This is a genomic window from Citrobacter sp. R-1.5.2, assembly GCF_035064245.1.
In the GTDB taxonomy this organism is placed as follows: Bacteria; Pseudomonadota; Gammaproteobacteria; order Enterobacterales; family Enterobacteriaceae; genus Citrobacter.
Genome location: NZ_JASEYC010000010.1, coordinates 150560 through 167556, shown reverse-complemented (window position 1 = coordinate 167556; position 16997 = coordinate 150560). Strand labels below are relative to the sequence as shown.

At 50.6% G+C, this 16997-nt stretch carries 15 protein-coding genes; 5 read left to right on the top strand and 10 right to left on the bottom strand.

Annotation, left to right across the window (positions count from 1 at the left end; translation table 11 throughout):
- Nucleotides 1–55: 55 nt before the first annotated feature.
- The 3 genes from QMN38_RS17940 (at nt 56) to QMN38_RS17930 (ending at nt 2116) form a co-directional block, all read left to right on the top strand.
- Nucleotides 56–448, top strand: a complete 393-nt coding sequence (locus QMN38_RS17940; protein WP_137382498.1) for a DoxX family protein — start codon at nt 56–58, stop codon at nt 446–448.
- Nucleotides 449–638: 190 nt separating this feature from the next.
- Nucleotides 639–1625, top strand: a complete 987-nt coding sequence (yqjG, locus tag QMN38_RS17935; RefSeq protein ID WP_271456262.1) for a glutathionyl-hydroquinone reductase YqjG — start codon at nt 639–641, stop codon at nt 1623–1625.
- A gap of 125 nt (nt 1626–1750) precedes the next feature.
- On the top strand, nt 1751–2116 hold the full coding sequence (locus QMN38_RS17930) for a DUF805 domain-containing protein (protein ID WP_271442080.1): 366 nt from the start codon (nt 1751–1753) through the stop codon (nt 2114–2116).
- Between the two features lie 64 nt (nt 2117–2180).
- Here the strand turns inward: QMN38_RS17930 and yhaJ are convergent, their stop codons facing one another.
- Nucleotides 2181–3077, bottom strand: coding sequence for a DNA-binding transcriptional regulator YhaJ (gene yhaJ, locus QMN38_RS17925; protein WP_271442079.1), 897 nt, complete (start codon nt 3075–3077; stop codon nt 2181–2183).
- A 104-nt stretch (nt 3078–3181) separates the two neighbouring features.
- Between yhaJ and QMN38_RS17920 the strand changes: the two genes are divergently transcribed.
- Both QMN38_RS17920 and QMN38_RS17915 read left to right on the top strand, forming a co-directional pair.
- Entirely contained in the window at nt 3182–3883 is a 702-nt protein-coding gene (locus QMN38_RS17920; RefSeq protein ID WP_101742427.1) for a pirin family protein, read from the top strand.
- Between the two features lie 26 nt (nt 3884–3909).
- Nucleotides 3910–4062, top strand: a complete 153-nt coding sequence (locus QMN38_RS17915) for a hypothetical protein (protein ID WP_271442077.1) — start codon at nt 3910–3912, stop codon at nt 4060–4062.
- Between the two features lie 130 nt (nt 4063–4192).
- Here QMN38_RS17915 and QMN38_RS17910 read toward each other — a convergent pair whose 3' ends face one another.
- From QMN38_RS17910 to tdcA, 9 genes are all read right to left on the bottom strand, one after another.
- Nucleotides 4193–5503 (bottom strand): L-cysteine desulfidase family protein, encoded by a 1311-nt coding sequence (locus QMN38_RS17910; protein ID WP_323605503.1) that lies wholly within the window; start codon nt 5501–5503, stop codon nt 4193–4195.
- A gap of 24 nt (nt 5504–5527) precedes the next feature.
- Entirely contained in the window at nt 5528–6859 is a 1332-nt protein-coding gene (locus tag QMN38_RS17905) for an SLC5/6 family protein (protein WP_040230536.1), read from the bottom strand.
- A gap of 966 nt (nt 6860–7825) precedes the next feature.
- The gene (gene tdcG / locus QMN38_RS17900) at nt 7826–9190 is read right to left on the bottom strand and encodes an L-serine ammonia-lyase (protein ID WP_271449048.1); all 1365 of its coding nucleotides are present in this window, start codon (nt 9188–9190) and stop codon (nt 7826–7828) included.
- A gap of 89 nt (nt 9191–9279) precedes the next feature.
- Complete coding sequence (locus tag QMN38_RS17895) at nt 9280–9675, bottom strand: enamine/imine deaminase (RefSeq protein WP_137382490.1); 396 nt, start codon at nt 9673–9675, stop codon at nt 9280–9282.
- A 13-nt stretch (nt 9676–9688) separates the two neighbouring features.
- Nucleotides 9689–11983 carry a formate C-acetyltransferase gene (pflB, locus tag QMN38_RS17890; RefSeq protein WP_271449047.1) on the bottom strand — a complete coding sequence of 765 codons (2295 nt, stop codon included), beginning with the start codon at nt 11981–11983 and terminating at the stop codon, nt 9689–9691.
- Between the two features lie 28 nt (nt 11984–12011).
- Nucleotides 12012–13220, bottom strand: a complete 1209-nt coding sequence (gene tdcD, locus QMN38_RS17885; protein WP_323605497.1) for a propionate kinase — start codon at nt 13218–13220, stop codon at nt 12012–12014.
- 31 nt (nt 13221–13251) lie between these two features.
- Nucleotides 13252–14583, bottom strand: coding sequence for a threonine/serine transporter TdcC (gene tdcC / locus QMN38_RS17880; protein ID WP_271442072.1), 1332 nt, complete (start codon nt 14581–14583; stop codon nt 13252–13254).
- Between the two features lie 22 nt (nt 14584–14605).
- A complete protein-coding gene (gene tdcB, locus QMN38_RS17875; RefSeq protein ID WP_137382486.1) occupies nt 14606–15595 on the bottom strand; it encodes a bifunctional threonine ammonia-lyase/L-serine ammonia-lyase TdcB in 990 nt (329 codons plus the stop codon).
- Between the two features lie 98 nt (nt 15596–15693).
- Complete coding sequence (gene tdcA / locus QMN38_RS17870) at nt 15694–16632, bottom strand: transcriptional regulator TdcA (RefSeq protein WP_003828596.1); 939 nt, start codon at nt 16630–16632, stop codon at nt 15694–15696.
- Nucleotides 16633–16997 lie beyond the last annotated feature (365 nt).

Here is a 16997-nt window from a genome sequence, read left to right as displayed (position 1 = left end):
GCGTTGATGCACAAAAGACAAAACAATCCGCCTGAGTGGTTTCCTGGAGAGTACGATGAAAAAATTAGAAGATGTTGGTGTACTGGTAGCGCGCATTCTGATGCCAATCCTGTTTATTACTGCAGGTTGGGGAAAGATCACCGGATATGCGGGTACCCAACAGTATATGGAAGCCATGGGCGTCCCTGGTTTTATGTTGCCGCTGGTTATTCTGCTTGAGTTCGGCGGCGGTCTGGCAATCCTGTTTGGTTTCCTGACCCGTACTACGGCGCTGTTCACCGCAGGCTTCACCCTGCTGACCGCGTTCATCTTCCACAGCAACTTTGCGGAAGGGATGAACTCTCTGATGTTCATGAAAAACCTGACCATCGCAGGCGGTTTCCTGCTGCTGGCCATCACGGGTCCAGGCGCATTCAGTATCGACCGCGTACTGAATAAAAAGTGGTAATCAAACTATACCCGTCATTCTTCAAGTTGCAGGTGTGTTGGCTGCACTCAGAAACCCCAGTCACATAGTTATCTATGCTCCTGGGGAATGTCTTCCCTTGCCGCCTTCCTGCAACCCGAATTATTTAGGGTATATACTTATTAAAAGACGAGGGGATTAACTCCTCGTTTTGCTATTCGGGAGAGAGATAATGGGACAACTGATTGACGGCGTCTGGCATGACACCTGGTATGATACCAAATCAACCGGCGGAAAATTCCAACGCTCCGCATCGGCTTTCCGTAACTGGCTTACCGCTGATGGCGCGCCAGGCCCAACTGGCGAAGGTGGTTTTGCCGCCGAAAAAGACCGCTATCATCTGTATGTTTCTCTGGCCTGCCCGTGGGCGCATCGCACGCTGATTATGCGTAAACTCAAAGGTCTGGAACCCTTCATTTCCGTTTCCGTAGTGAATCCGCTGATGCTGGAAAACGGCTGGACGTTTGATAACAACTTTCCGGCAGCAACAGGTGATACGCTTTATCAGCACGAGTTTCTCTATCAACTGTATTTACACGCCGATCCGCACTACAGCGGCCGGGTAACGGTTCCGGTGCTGTGGGATAAAAAAAATCACACCATCGTCAGCAACGAATCGGCAGAAATTATCCGCATGTTTAACACCGCGTTTGATGCGCTGGGCGCAAAAGCCGGGGATTACTATCCACCAGCCCTGCAAAGCAAAATTGACGATCTGAACAGTTGGATTTATGACAACGTCAATAATGGCGTTTATAAAGCTGGTTTTGCTACCAGCCAGGAAGCGTATGACAGCGCAGTCGAAAAAGTCTTTGAATCACTGGCGCGGCTGGAACAGATTCTCGGTCAGCATCGCTACCTGACTGGCGACCAGTTAACAGAGGCTGACATTCGCCTATGGACTACGCTGGTACGTTTTGATCCGGTGTATGTCACCCACTTCAAATGCGACAAGCATCGGATCAGTGACTATCTGAATCTGTACGGTTTTCTGCGTGATATCTACCAGATACCAGGCATTGCGGACACCGTCAATTTCGATCACATCCGCAATCACTATTTCCGCAGTCACAAGACCATTAACCCGACCGGTATTATTTCTGTCGGCCCGTGGCAGGATCTCAACGAACCTCACGGGCGTGACGAGCGTTTCGCGTAATTTACACTGGTCCCCTTTTGGGGTCCAAATAATTCACACCATAAATATTTACCATCATTATATTCGCAGCTATTCTTATTTTGATTGCTTTAAAAACAAGTAATTGAACGCAGAACGAGGCGAAAATGGATTGGTATTTAAACGTATTAAAGAACTACTTTGGTTTTGGTGGTCGTGCACGGCGCAAAGAGTACTGGATGTTTATTTTGGTCAACATCATCTTTACGTTCGTGCTGAGCGTGTTAGACAGGATGTTTGGCTGGCAACGTGCCGGGGGAGAAGGCGTATTAACAACGATTTATGCAATTCTGGTTTTTATACCGTGGTGGGCTGTTCAGTTTCGGCGTTTGCATGACACCGACCGTTCGGCATGGTGGCTGTTAGTATTACTGATCCCCATCATTGGCTGGTTGGTCATCATCCTTTTCAACTGCCAAAACGGCACGCCAGGTAGCAACCGCTTCGGCACTGACCCTAAACAGCTGTCCTGACGTCATACATCCTTTTGTAGGCCGGATAAGGTGCAATTGCACCGCATCCGGCGTAACAGTCAGGCTATTTACCCGCAAACAGTTTCGGGATTTCCCGCAAACACCAGGACTTCGCTTCGCCCATACTGTCCCGACGCCAGGCCATAATGATATCTATTTCATTTGTCGATTCCGGGCTAACCACACGCAGCCGGCCTGCGGCAATATCCTCTTCGACCAACGGATACGGCATGGTCGCTACACCCAGCCCGGCTAACAGCGCTTGACGCTTATCTTCAATAGTACTGACCGTCAGACGCGGTTGTTTATCCAGAAGCTGAACGGTCAACACCGGACGCTCACGGGCTGTATCCGCCACCGCTATTCCCCGGTATTTCACACGGGTGACTTCAGACAACGGTTCCGGCTCCTGGTGGATCGGGTGATCCGGTGCCGCCACATAGACGTTCATCAGCGAGTACAGTTTGCGCGAGTTAATTTCTGATGATGAGCGGAAATGCATATCCGGCGCGATCACGATGTCCGCTCTGCCCTGCTCCAGACGCTCCCACGCCCCGGCCAACACTTCAGTGATGACGGAAAGCTGCGTGTTCGCCTTTCCGGCAAGGCGGTCGATAAGCGGGAAGAATGCCGCCGTTGGCACCAACGCTTCGGTGACAATCGTCAGATGCGTTTCCCAACCACGGGCCAGCGCTTCAGCATCGGTCGTCAGCTTATCCGCAGCCTCCAGCAACACGCGGCCACGTTCAAGCAGCATACGCCCGACGTTGGTAAATTTTGTGCGGTGACCTGAGCGGTCAAACAGCACAACATCCAGCTCTTCTTCCAGTTTCTGCATGGTGTAGCTGAGGGCGGAAGGTACGCGTCCCAGTTCATCTGCCGCGGCGGCGAAGCTGCCGCGCCTGTCTATTGCGTCCATGACGCGTAACGCTTCAAGCGTTAAAGCCCGTTCTTTGGCCATTTCGTTCTCATTCAGGAAATTTGAACATACCGGGCAGAATATCTGGCTAACAATGCAGCGTCTAGCCATTTAACATAAAAGGAAGTAAAGAGAGGTCAAGAACTATGATTACTACCCGTACAGCCAAACAATGCGGGCAAGCAGACTACGGCTGGCTGCAGGCCCGTTATACCTTCTCCTTTGGACACTATTTTGATCCTAAACTGCTGGGTTATGCCTCGCTGCGTGTTCTGAACCAGGAAGTTCTGGCACCGGGGGCCTCTTTCCAGCCTCGTACCTATCCAAAGGTTGATATCGTCAATCTGATCCTCGAAGGGGAAGCAGAGTATCGCGACAGCGAAGGTAACCATATTCAGGCCAAAGCCGGAGAGGTGTTACTGCTCGCTACGCAACCTGGGATCAGCTACAGCGAGCACAATATCAGCAAAGATAAGCCCCTGACCAGAATGCAGCTATGGCTGGATGCCTGCCCGCAGCGTGAAAATACCTGCGTGCAAAAAGCGACGCTGAATGCCGGCAAACATCAACTGCTTGCTTCACCTGACGGTGAACAGGGCAGCCTGCATCTTCGCCAGCAGGTCTGGGTACATCATGTTGAGCTGCAAAAAGGTGAATCACTGAGTTTTCAATTGCATGGACCTCGCGCATATTTGCAGTCGATCCATGGCACGTTCCACGCGGTCACTTCAGGTGCCGAAAAAGAAGCGCTTACCTGCGGTGATGGCGCATTTATTCGTGATGAAACTAACATAACGTTAGTTGCCGATACCCCATTGCGCGCTTTGCTGATAGATTTGCCCGTATAGTCATTGGAATCAAGGGAGTACGACTATTGAGCAAGAAGTCATCAAAAAAACGCCAGCCGCGGGTTGAGGCCAAAAAACAGGAAAGCGTCGTCTTTGGCTACGAGGAGATGCTAACGGAACTGGAAGCAATCGTTGCAGATGCCGAGCTGCGTCTGGAAGAAGAAGAAGCCGCTCTCTGACAGGTAATCGTAGGTCAGACAGCGGCCTGCCGGATGGCGACGCTAATGCGTCTTATCCGGCCTACGGTTTTGTAACGATGCGCCCCCGCAGGCCGGAAATCTGCGCGCCATCAGGCAGTCAGTCGCCAGATTAATGTGCCTTGCTGGCCATAATCTCAATGATCTGCTTGTCGGTTTCCTGCATTGAACGACACGCCAGCGCACACAAGTTAGAGATAGATTGCTCCACGTTATGCGCCACAATGCCTTCATTCCCCGTCACTGCGGTATCATCCAGCGCCATGAGTACCGCTTTCCAGGCTGCTGACGCACTGGTAGAGACTTTCATTGCACAGCTGTTCGAGGCGCCATCACAAATCATCCCACTCACATCGCCAATCATGCTGCTAATAGCCATAGCGATAGTGTCGTAACGACCATCCACCACCCATGCCATACCTGCCGCGGCGCCCATTGCTGCGGTCGTTGCCGCACACAGCGCAGACAAACGCGGAAGCTGATGATGGATGTAGATAGCACTCAGGTGAGATAACATCAGCGCACGTGCCAGTTTCTCTTCATCGGCCCCAAAGTGCTCAGCCACCACCATCACCGGAACGGTGGCAGTAATACCCTGATTGCCGGAACCGGAATTGCTCATTGCGGGCAACGTCGCCCCGCCCATTCGCGCATCCGATGCCGCGCTGGTACGAATAAGAATGGCGGTTGAGAGATCGTTAGCCAACAGACCACGTGCGCACTGTTTCTCAAGCGTGGTGCCGATATGCAAGCCCCAGCTACCGCTTAGTCCTTCCTGAGACAGCGCACCGTTCAGTTTTGCCGCATCAAGAATAAAGCGAATAGCGTCAAACGGCACAGCATTCACAAATGCCACAATCTCTTCCAGCGACGTGTGGGATAACACTGCCAGCGGGGATTCCTGCTCATCAGCCTGAACCTGCTCAGGCTGAGTAAACACCACGCCTTTGTTGGTCTCGATATGCACAATGTTGGTATGGCCGCCGACAATCGTCACGCACGCCCAACCTTCCGAGCTGTATACCTTAGCGCGGGAAAAGAGGATATCCTCGCAAGGCTCCTGCAGCATCACCGCCACCTTCCCGGCGGTCAGCATCGCTTTCGCATCGGCAATCGCTTGTGGCGACGCGTCTTTCAATACTTCTAACCCAGCCCCGGCATTTCCCCCCAAAGCGCCCAGCGCAGCCGCAACGGGAAGACCAACCATCCCGGTCCCCGGCACGGTAACGCCCATGCCGTTCTTCATCAGGTTTGGTGAGACCCACGCATCAATGCGTTCCACCGCGCCGTCCAGCTCAGCAGAAGCGACGGCTGCCGCCAGAGCCAGAGAGATAGGTTCAGTACAACCCAGCGCAGGTTTCACTTCTTCCTGCACCGCGCGAATAAAACTATCCCATAATGGATTCAATGTAGTCTCAAACATAACAACAACCCTTGCTCAGATAACTCAGGAAAATGCCAGGAACGGAGAAACGCACAACAACAGGCCAGTGACGATAATCAGGTACAGAGAGGCGCCTTTGTATTTGTGCAATGCAGGAACTTTGTAGACCAGCCAGGCCGGGATCAAGCAACCCACCATGCCGAAAATTGGGCTACAAATAGAGGTGAAGCTCAGTACTGGCGCATTGAGCACAATCGCACTCCAGGCCAGTAAGATAGCGAAGACCATAATGCCGCGTTGAACCAGAGTTTCGTTGATCTTCTCGGCTGGCATTTTGCGGCGCAGCACATTCATCACGATCCCCTGAGTTGCTTCACGAAAGCCCAGGTAAACACCGAAGAAGGCGGTCATCACGGCGAAAATGTTCAGGATAACGCTGACGATTTTTACCCAACCTGCACCATCACCACTGATAAACTGTGCGGCAATCGCCAGAGCGGAAATATTCTGCTCATAGGCTTTAACCGCTTCGTCGTGGCCCATCGCCAGCGTGAAGGAAACGGCGTAGAAAAAGACGGTAACAAACAGAATACCGAACGCGATGTTCATAGCACGCAGAGCTTTATGGCGTGCCACCTCAATCGACTTCTCACGAGAGCGGTACGAAATAACCATCGGGCTTAGCGTCTGAATAAACAGAATTGAAGTCAGAGTAAACGGCAGCGTGATAATTGCGTTTTTGATCAGCAGCGCCATCGGCGGCAGTGAGCCCGCGTTATACAAATGCCACATCCCCACCATCGAAACACCAAGTGCGGCAACCACCAACAGCTTGGTCAACACCATGCCCGTGGAGATCTTAAACAGCAGTTTTTCTCCGCGTGACGAGATGGCAACGAGGATGCAAATTAGCACCAGGCCGTAGAACGGGCTGTCAGACAGCAACCCTTCAGTGACGCCAAACGTGTGCAGATAAGAGGCGCTATCGTTAGTGATAGCCGTGGAGTAAACGAACATCCAGATAACCAGCATCACAAAATATAATGCACCTAACAGGATGCCCCAGTTTTTACCCAAATAGCCGCTGATTACGCTCGGGTAGTCTTTGCATTCCGGGGATTCCGCCAGCGTGTTGATAAACAGGCGTTGGAATAAATACATCGCAGGATAGCCGATAATCGAGGAGAGCAAGAAAACCCACAGCCCCATCAGCCCTACCTGGACGGGAAGGAAAACAATCCCCGCACCAATTGCCATACCAATACTCATAATGACCCAGCCCGTGTCCGTGCTGTCGAACTTAATGGCTTCCCGCCATTCACTTTCGGTCATTCCCGCCCGACGCGCAGGCGCTGATGCGTCGAGTATTACGCTACTATTCGTTGCCGTTTCCATAATTTCCCGCTTAATGTGTAGGTAGAGGTTTTTTTTATTTTATCGCACTGCTTCAAGGCGATACGCAGTACATGAGATGCAGGCAAGCTATTAGAATGAAGAAATCATACGCGCAGGGTTAGAGAAAAACTTCACAAACAAGCCCCTGTAATTGCTGATAGTTAAGAAATATTTTCTCTTTAATTTATTTAAGGTGTTATTAATTTCTATTTTTGAAGCAGATCACAACAAAAAAGGCGTACTAAAGTACTAATGCTTGTCAGTTAAGCATTATCGAGAACATGTGATTCCGGCTCAGGATTCCGTTCACTTCAGCGGTGTCATTTCTCTGAAGCTCAGATACCCATGAACGTGCAAGGGAGGCTCACCGCCGCCTCCCTTGCAACCCAGGCTCCCGGCGGGAAAATCGTCGCTGCGCGATTCATTCGTCTTATGCCGTCTGCCTGTCGGGTCGGGGCCGAGCCTGCATCCCTGCAGGCCGTCCCCTCTGCCCGCTTCCCTGCGGGCAGACCCGGTCAGCCGTCAACGACTCATCGATTTTCAGCCGGACATGAGTCATCGCTTCAACTCTCTGACTTCCTGTTAAATCTGTTTTGCTGTTCAGATATATTCAAATAAAAATACAGATGGTCAGGCGTGGCTGGTCCGGCTGAAAATTGCCGGGAGCAATTTTGAACAGCGCTTGCGCTGGCCCCGAAGGGGTGAGCCCCAGGGATGGGGCGAATATTCCACGAAGTGGCAATTTTCCGTGCCGGGAGCCGGGATTGTAAAGGGTGCGGCGATAGCACCCTTTACACGTTCACAGGAACCGATACATAAGAGAAGTAATGAACATAAGGTGAACGGAACAATGCCTCAGATTCATCATCCTGGTCAGTGGAGGTTGATTGATTCACTGCCGGATAGCGCCGCTTGCGCCTTATCCGGCCTACAAAAGCATGCAAACCGTAATCACGGCCATTAACCTCAGGTACAAACCACTTTAATTGCCAGGCCTCCACGTGAGGTTTCACGGTATTTGTCGTTCATGTCTTTGCCCGTCTCGTACATGGTCTCGATCACTTTATCGAGTGACACGCGTGGCTCGGACGTCCGGCGTAACGCCATGCGCGCGGCGTTGACGGCTTTCACTGCGTTGATCGCATTACGTTCAATACACGGAATCTGCACCTGTCCGGCCACCGGGTCACAGGTAAGGCCAAGGTTATGCTCCATCGCGATCTCAGCCGCAATGCAGACCTGCGCAGGGCTACCACCAAGCAATTCCGTCAGCCCAGCCGCCGCCATTGAGCAGGCCACACCAATTTCGCCCTGACAGCCGACTTCGGCACCAGAAATCGAGGCGTTCATCTTATACAGCGCGCCTATCGCCCCGGCAGCCAGTAAATAGCGGGCGATGGAATTGGCATTCACCGGACGGCGGAATTTGTCGTAATAAGCCAGCACGGCAGGGATAATCCCGCATGCGCCATTGGTCGGTGCGGTTACAACCCGACACCCGGCGGCGTTTTCTTCGCTCACGGCCAGCGCGAACATGTTGATCCAGTCAATGACGTTCATCGGATCGCTGGACAAGTTATCGCTGGAGACCAGTAACCGGCGCAGTGCCACGGCGCGACGCGGAACATTGAGTGGACCAGGCAGAACGCCTTCGGTGTTCATGCCGCGTTCAATACCGGCGTGCATGACATCCCAGATCGCGGCAAAGCCAGCATCAATCTCTTCTTTGCTGCGCATCGCCAGCTCGTTTTGCATCATCAGACCGGAAACGGAAAGTCCGTTTCGCTCGCACAATTTCAGCAGTTCGCCGGCGGAATGAAAGTTGTAGGGCACGTGTGCTTCAACGTCATGTGCCTGGCCAAATTGCGCCTCTTCAACGATAAAACCACCGCCGACAGAGTAATAGGTTTTGCTTAATAGCGTTTCGGTGCCGTTCCACGCGGTGATACGCATACCATTTTCATGGCGCGGCAGCGTTTCGGTATGAAAGAGAATATTTTCATCTGGGGAGAAATCGACAACATGTGTGCCCTCGGCAACCGGTAAACGCCCGGTACGGGCTACTTCCTGTGTAAAACCAGCGATTGAATCTATGTTAACGTTTTGCGGACTGTTACCTGCCAGTCCCATCATGATGGCGACATCTGTCGCATGACCTTTTCCGGTCAGGGAAAGCGATCCATAAAGATCGACCACAATATGCGTAGCTTTGGGGAGTTCCCCGCTGCTGACCAACAGATCTATAAAGCTTTTACCTGCGTTCATTGGCCCCACGGTATGGGAGCTGGAAGGTCCAATGCCAATCTTAAAAATATCGAATGCGCTAATCATATCCACACCCTCGGATTGCCGTTCAGTGAAGACCAGGTTTCACACTCATTAAAGGATCGGGGCGATCCTCACGACCGCCCCGCAGGGGATTACACCGTGTCGCCACGTACGGCGATGGCTTCGATCTCCAGCTTCACATCCTTCGGTAAGCGGGCGACCTGCACGCAACTGCGCGTGGGGTAGATAGCCTTGTGCTCATCAAAGAACTGCTGGTACACCTGGTTAATGGTGGCGAAGTCATTCAGGTCAGCAACGAAAACGGTGGTTTTCACGATGTCGCTCACTTTCAAACCGGCGGACTCGACAATCGCTTTCACGTTTTCCAGACTCTGACGCGCCTGATCGACCACGTTGTCAGCCACGTCACCGGTCTGTGGGCACACCGGGATTTGACCCGACGTGAACACCATGCTGCCCAGATCCACACCCTGTACGTAAGGACCAATGGCTCCTGGCGCACATTCAGTTGCAATAACTTTTCTCATAGCCCCTCCGGCGTTAAAGCGCCTGGGTGAAAGTACGGGAAATGACATCCTGCTGCTGTTCACGGGTCAACGCATTGAAGCGCACCGCATAACCAGACACACGGATCGTCAGGTTCGGATAGTTTTCCGGGTGCTCAATCGCATCCATCAACATTTCACGATTCATGACGTTAACGTTCAGATGCTGCCCACCTTCCACATGCGCTTCATGATGGAAGTATCCGTCCAGCAGACCAACCAGGTTGGTTTTACGTACGCTGTCCTCTTTGCCCAGCGCTGCCGGCACAATGGAGAAGGTGTACGAGATACCGTCTTTGGCATAAGTGAACGGCAGTTTAGCGACCGAGGTTAACGACGCCACCGCACCTTTACGATCGCGGCCGTGCATCGGGTTCGCCCCTGGTGCAAACGGCGTGCCCGCGCGACGTCCATCCGGCGTGTTACCGGTTTTCTGTCCATACACCACGTTGGAGGTGATGGTCAGAATGGACTGTGTCGGCACCGCGTTACGATAGGTAGGCAACACTTTAATTTTCTTCATAAAGCGTTCGACCAGGTCACAGGCAATGCTGTCTACGCGCTCATCGTTGTTACCGTATTGCGGATAGTCGCCTTCAATTTCGAAATCGACAGCCAGACCATTTTCATCACGAATTGGTTTCACTCGTGCGTACTTAATCGCTGACAGAGAATCCGCCGCTACGGAGAGGCCCGCCATACCACACGCCATCGTGCGATACACGTCACGATCGTGCAGCGCCATCAGCGACGCTTCGTAGCTGTACTTGTCGTGCATGTAGTGGATGATGTTCAGTGCACTGATGTACTGTACGGCCAGCCAGTCCATAAAGTGGTCCAGGCTCTCCATCACCGTGTCGTAATCCAGCACATCATCCATCAGTGGCGCGGTTTTCGGTCCGACCTGGATTTTCAGTTTCTCATCCACACCGCCGTTGATTGCGTACAGCAACGTTTTGGCGAGGTTGGCACGTGCGCCGAAGAACTGCATTTGTTTGCCGATAACCATCGGGCTGACGCAACAGGCAATGGCATAGTCATCGCTGTCAAAGTCTGCACGCATCAGGTCGTCGTTTTCATACTGTAAAGACGAGGTGATGATAGACACCTGGGCGGCATATTTTTTGAAAGCAATCGGTAGTTGCTCAGACCACAGCACCGTCAGGTTCGGCTCAGGTGCCGGTCCCATGGTGTGCAGCGTATGCAGGTAGCGGAACGAGTTTTTCGTCACCAGCGTGCGGCCATCCAGCCCCATCCCACCGATAACTTCGGTCGCCCAAATAGGGTCACCAGAGAACAGGGTGTCGAATTCCGGCGTACGCAGGAAGCGCACCATACGGATCTTCATGATGAAGTGGTCGATCAGTTCCTGCGCCTGCTGCTCGGTTAAGGTACCTGCTTTAAAGTCGCGCTCAATGTAGATATCGAGGAACGATGCGGTACGGCCCAGCGACATAGCGCCGCCATTCTGAGATTTCACCGCAGCCAGGTAAGCAAAGTACACCCACTGTACCGCTTCCTGCGCATTACGCGCCGGACGGGAGATATCGCAGCCGTATTTCGCCGCCATTTCCTGCATTTGCAGCAGGGCACGACGGTGCTCAGACAACTCTTCACGCAGGCGAATCGTGGCTTCAAGATTCTGCCCCCACTCCAGGTTCGACTGAAGATCGGCAAATTGCAGTTCACGTTCACGCACCAGGTAGCGAATACCGTACAGCGCCACGCGGCGGTAGTCACCGATAATGCGGCCACGGCCATAGCCATCCGGCAGACCAGTCAGTACGCCGGATTTACGGCAGCGCAACATATCCGGAGAGTAGGCATCGAACACACCCTGATTATGGGTTTTACGCAGTTCTGTAAACTGATATTCAAAATCAGCGTCCATCTCACGACCATAAGCATCAAAAGAGCTTTTGATCATGTTGATGCCGCCAAACGGATGCAGAGCGCGCTTGAGCGGCTTATCCGTTTGCAGACCGACAATCTTTTCCAGTTCTTGTTCAATATACCCCGCATCGTGTGCGGTAATTGTCGTTGCAATATTGGTATCGAAATCAACCGGCGCGTGCGTTGAGTTTTCAATACGGATGCCCGCCATGACTTTTTCCCACAGCGCAGTGGTCGCAGGCGTAGCTTCGGCGAGGAAAGATTCATCCCCTTCATAAGGCGTATAGTTGTGCTGAATAAAATCACGGACATTAATTTCTTCTTTCCAGTCCGTACCTTTAAAGCCGTTCCAGGCTTCGGCATACAGCATATCGCTGGTATCGATATTTACCTTCATGAAAAATAATCTCTCTGCTGAAAATTAATTATGCAAATTCTACTGGTGTATTAATTTTGCCCAACGCAATGGCATCACGTGCAATCATTTTCTCTTCATTTGTGGGAATTACCGCACAAATAACACGAGCATCTTTATTAGAGATAATTCTTTCGCCATGGGAATTTGGCAGACTATTCATATCGCTGTCGATATTCACCCCTAAAACCGCGAGGTGTTCAATCACCAGGCGGCGAATTAATACTGAATTCTCACCAATTCCACCGGTGAAAATAATCCCATCAAGACGATGCAACGATGCAGCATGTCCGGCGATATGACGCGCAATACGATGCACAAACGTTTTAATCGCCAGTTGTGCGCGTTCGTGTCCTTCGTGCCAGGCTTTTTCCAGTGTACGTAAGTCGGACGACAAACCGGAAATACCCAACAGGCCAGATTCCTTATTCACTACGCGCTCAAGGTCGCTCAGCGTCTGGTTGGTTTCACTGGCGATCCACGCCATCGCACCGAAGTCCACATCACCGCTGCGAGTCCCCATCATCAGGCCTTCCAGCGGCGTCATCCCCATCGAGGTATCCACGCTCTGTCCATTACGAACCGCACAGATAGACGCCCCGTTCCCGAGGTGAGCCACAATCAGGCCAGAATCATCATGCGGTAGCTCAAGCAGCTCATGCGCACGTTGAGAAACATAGCGGTGCGACGTGCCATGGAAGCCATAACGACGAACACCCAGCTCCTCAAAATATTTCCACGGTAAACCGTACATATACGCTTCAGGCGCCATTGTCTGGTGGAAGCTGGTATCAAATACCGCGACCTGCTGCACGCCTGGGAAAAGGTGCTGCGCGGACTCGATCCCACTCAGGTTCGCATAATTATGTAACGGTGCTAAAGGAGAGACCCGGCGAATATTCTCGATAACTTCGTCAGTAATAATTGCTGATTCGGTAAAGATATTTCCGCCGTGGGCAATACGGTGGCCAATTAAGGCCACGCTGTCCATTAAATTACGGTTCTCCAGTTCAACGGCAATAGCCTTTAATGCATCTTCGTAGCTGTGGTGAGCCAGCTTAGCTGGCTCACCTCCATTAATGGCTATGAACGCATTTTCAGAGTTAATACCGTCTGCAATTCCCGCCATTAAAACGTCACAGTTTGCTGCATCCAGCACTGAGAATTTAATGGAAGATGAACCGCAGTTAATAACCAGTACTACCGGAAACTCATTCATTTCACTACTCCGCTCATCCTGAGCTTATGGATTAAAACAGTTTGTAAACGATGTTCAGGATGGTCAGCAAACCAATCACGGTAACAAACACGTTATCCAGACGACCACGGTATTTCGCCAGTGACGGCGCTTTACGGATGGCATACATCGGCAGCAAGCAGAGCAGTGAGGCGATAATTGGCGCACCCATCGCTTCAATCAGGTCCAGAATGTTCGGGTTGGCGTAAGCCACAACCCAGGTGGAGCCCATGATGAAGATCATGCTGATAGTGTTGAGTTTACCGGCGGAAACTTTGGTTTTATCGCCTTTGTAACCAAACTTCAGCACCAGACCGTTCAGACCTTCCAGCGTGCCCAGATAGTGGCCGAAGAAAGATTTGAAGATAGCAACCAGCGCGATGATTGAAGCACCGTATTCCAGAACGGTCGCGAAGGTGGACTTCGTCCCGGACAGTGAAGCGAAGTGGTTCGCCAGATAAGACAGTACTGGAATGTTCTGCGCTTTCGCATCCGCCATGTTTGCCGGAGAGAGTGTGAACAGGCAGCTAAAGGCGAAGAACATTACCACCGCAACCATCAGCATACTGGCGCGGGAGATGATTTTAGAACACTTCTGCTCGGTAAATTCGCGGCCAAAATCTTTCTCATACTCTTCACGTTTAGAGACGACGAAGGAAGAAACAATCGGCGAGAAGTTGAAAGAGAACACCATGATGGAAATACCCAGCCACACAGTGACCAGAATACCGTCATGACCTGTCAGCGCGATATTGCTGAGATCAACCTGCTGGATAACCGCAGAGTTCCAGTAAGGAATCAGGGACAGAGAGATAAGCACCAGGCTGGCAATAAACGGCCACACCAGGTAGCTCATGACTTTAACCATCAGGTCCTTACCAAACCAGATGACGAATGCCATCAGCAGCAGCAGGAACAGGGCGACAAAGCCACGGTTCAGCGCAGGCATCTGCAACTGGTTTTCCCAGAAGGTCATAAAGGTGTTGGTAATGGTGACGCCGTAAATCCACAGCAGCGGACAAATCGCAAAGAAGTAGAGGAACGTGATAACCACACCGCCCGTTTTACCAAAGTGCTCTTCAACCGTTTCTGTGATGTTGCCGGAAGGATTAGAACCGGAAAGACACAGGCGTGCCAGGGCACGGTGGCAATAGAAAGCGATGGGGTATGCTAACACCAGCATCAACAGAATGGGGATCAAGCCGCCAAAACCTGCGCGGATAGGGAAGAACAACACCCCGGCGCCGATGGCTGTACCAAATAAACCCAGTGTCCAGGTGGTGTCCGATTTGCGCCAGGACGATTGTTTTGTCTGGCTGGATACAATGCTATCAGTAGTACTCATATCCTATCCTCAACGAAGTATATTAAGCGTCAACTAAACCAGTAATTTGGGATACACGAGAAAGATCGATATTACCGCCAGAAATAATGCTGACTGTTTTTCTGTTCTGGATATAGCTATCTAATTTCCCGCTTAATAATGCTGCGCATGCCAGCGCGCCGGCACCTTCAGTCACAACTTTATTTCGCTGAATTAATGCCACCATGCTGTTGCGAATTTCATCTTCGCTGACCAGGACAATGTCATCTACCAACTCACGAACGATTTCATACGTTAAAGTACCCGGGCGAGAGACGTCACAACCATCCGCCAGGGTGCCGGTCGTTCGGTGCGTGGTTATTTCTCCAGCGTGGAAAGATGCCGCCATGCCGTGAACGTTTTCAGACTGCACACCAATAATTCTAATTGTTGGGTTGATAGATTTAATTGCTACGGCAATACCCGCAATCAGTCCGCCACCGCCAATTGGCACAATCACGTTATCGACATCGTATAAATCTTCCAGAATTTCCAGACCAATAGTGCCCTGGCCGGCAATCACTTTTGGGTCATCATATGGCGGAATAAAGATACGGCCTTCAGTTTCTACAATCTCGCTGACCTTCGCGATAGTGTCGTTGAAGTTATCGCCGTGCAGCACAACTTCTGCGGAGTAATCGCAGGTTGCCGCTACTTTAGATTTCGGCGCGCCTTTTGGCATCACCACTTTGCCGTCGATACCGAGCATAGCGCAGGAGAGAGAAACGCCCTGCGCATGGTTACCCGCAGAACACGCCACCACACCTTTACGTCTTTCGGCTTCGGTTAATGAACTGAGCTTATTAAAAGCACCACGGATTTTAAATGAGCCGGTACGCTGCATGTTTTCGAATTTGAGGAAAATTTCCCCTTTGCAACGTTCACTAAAATAGTTAGAGCGAGGCATTCCCGTTTTATAAATTTTCCCCGCCAGTCTTTTTTTCGCTTCGAGGATATCTTCAATTGCAACTGGGAGATCGTATGTAATGTGCATTAGAACCTCTTACTAGGGTATTAAAGTAAATAGATAGCCGTGACCATTGTCAGATATAGACAGATGGCGTTTATTTTGTGTTAAAACAAATTCAATCTTTAATCAATTTCAATTAATTGCCTTCGTCTCCGACAATTATATGATGAATATTCTTTGGCTAATTCCACCAAAATAGATGCTGCTTTTTTAATTCGATAATTTTTCGACCATACGGCGGCATAACGCGCGACAGGTAAGGTTTCTTCTACCGGGATAGTAATAAACTGGTTTGAGCCAAACGGTGTGGTCATATCGCAGGGAATTACTGTTAAGAAATCAGCATTGAGAACAAGATTATAAATCGTAACGACAGAGTCTGTTTTAACGATGTTTTCACTGCTGATGCCATTATTTTGTAACGTGGTAAGAAGTTCGCTGTAGTACCCCATATTCGTTTGTGGCAACACCCACTGTTCGTTTTTCAACGCGCTCAGCGAGGTGATGCCGGTGCATGTTCGGGACTTGCTGGCAACCAGGATGAAGTCTGACTCAAAGAGCGGCTCGACGTGCAGATCGTGCAGTTTCATCTCATCACTTAGCGTACCGATGGCGAAGTCCAGACGCCCGTCACGAATCGCCGGTAAGAAGGAGGAGAGCTGAGCTTCATACATAGAAACCTGCGCTTTCGGGAACACTTCTTTGAATTTTTTAATCATGCCGGACATGATGGTAAAGGCAATCAGTGAAGGAAAGCCAAACGACACATCAACGACCGCGTTGCTGGTCATGCTGTTCATCTCATCAACCATATTTTTCATTTCGCGGGTAATGGATTCAGACCATGAAAGCATCACCTGACCTGCCTGGGTCAGCGTCACTCCGGTATTTTTACGTACGACTAACTCAATGCCAAAATAAGCCTCAACATCGTTAATGATTTTGCTGACAGCGGGTTGAGTTAAACCTAATTCTTTTGCAGCCGAGCCGATAGAACCACTTCTAATGACTTCCTGAAAGACCACTAAATGCTGTGTTTTAGGGAGAGTAATAGTATTCATATCGACCTGCGTTAATTACTTTGTTGACGGCAGGAAGTGTACCAAATTAAGCAATCGAGGATATGTGCGACCACTCACAAATCCCCTTCACTTACATTTTGTAAGATTATTATGAAACAATAAAATACTTTGTAATCAATGAATTATAAAAACACAATCTCACTTTAACCTGACTTTAATCAAAAAAAGATGGGGGGATAACGGAATTTTATGGCAATAACACACCTGTTTTTTTCGCTATTTCCAAAAATCGTGAAAGGCTATATTTCAATCAATTACAGAGCAATTATCCGGCAAAATGCTGCTTAAATTTAATAAGCAACTTATCAAATTTAATTATATTTTAATTGTAACCATGAATAAAT

Bases quoted from the DNA above. Each gene is read 5' to 3' on its own strand.
- QMN38_RS17940 (WP_137382498.1), top strand. From the start codon at position 56: ATGAAAAAATTAGAAGATGTTGGTGTACTGGTAGCGCGCATTCTGATG.
- yqjG (WP_271456262.1), top strand. From the start codon at position 639: ATGGGACAACTGATTGACGGCGTCTGGCATGACACCTGGTATGATACC.
- QMN38_RS17930 (WP_271442080.1), top strand. From the start codon at position 1,751: ATGGATTGGTATTTAAACGTATTAAAGAACTACTTTGGTTTTGGTGGT.
- yhaJ (WP_271442079.1), bottom strand. From the start codon at position 3,077: ATGGCCAAAGAACGGGCTTTAACGCTTGAAGCGTTACGCGTCATGGAC.
- QMN38_RS17920 (WP_101742427.1), top strand. From the start codon at position 3,182: ATGATTACTACCCGTACAGCCAAACAATGCGGGCAAGCAGACTACGGC.
- QMN38_RS17910 (WP_323605503.1), bottom strand. From the start codon at position 5,503: ATGTTTGAGACTACATTGAATCCATTATGGGATAGTTTTATTCGCGCG.
- QMN38_RS17905 (WP_040230536.1), bottom strand. From the start codon at position 6,859: ATGGAAACGGCAACGAATAGTAGCGTAATACTCGACGCATCAGCGCCT.
- tdcG (WP_271449048.1), bottom strand. From the start codon at position 9,190: ATGATTAGCGCATTCGATATTTTTAAGATTGGCATTGGACCTTCCAGC.
- QMN38_RS17895 (WP_137382490.1), bottom strand. From the start codon at position 9,675: ATGAGAAAAGTTATTGCAACTGAATGTGCGCCAGGAGCCATTGGTCCT.
- pflB (WP_271449047.1), bottom strand. From the start codon at position 11,983: ATGAAGGTAAATATCGATACCAGCGATATGCTGTATGCCGAAGCCTGG.
- tdcD (WP_323605497.1), bottom strand. From the start codon at position 13,220: ATGAATGAGTTTCCGGTAGTACTGGTTATTAACTGCGGTTCATCTTCC.
- tdcC (WP_271442072.1), bottom strand. From the start codon at position 14,583: ATGAGTACTACTGATAGCATTGTATCCAGCCAGACAAAACAATCGTCC.
- tdcB (WP_137382486.1), bottom strand. From the start codon at position 15,595: ATGCACATTACATACGATCTCCCAGTTGCAATTGAAGATATCCTCGAA.
- tdcA (WP_003828596.1), bottom strand. From the start codon at position 16,632: ATGAATACTATTACTCTCCCTAAAACACAGCATTTAGTGGTCTTTCAG.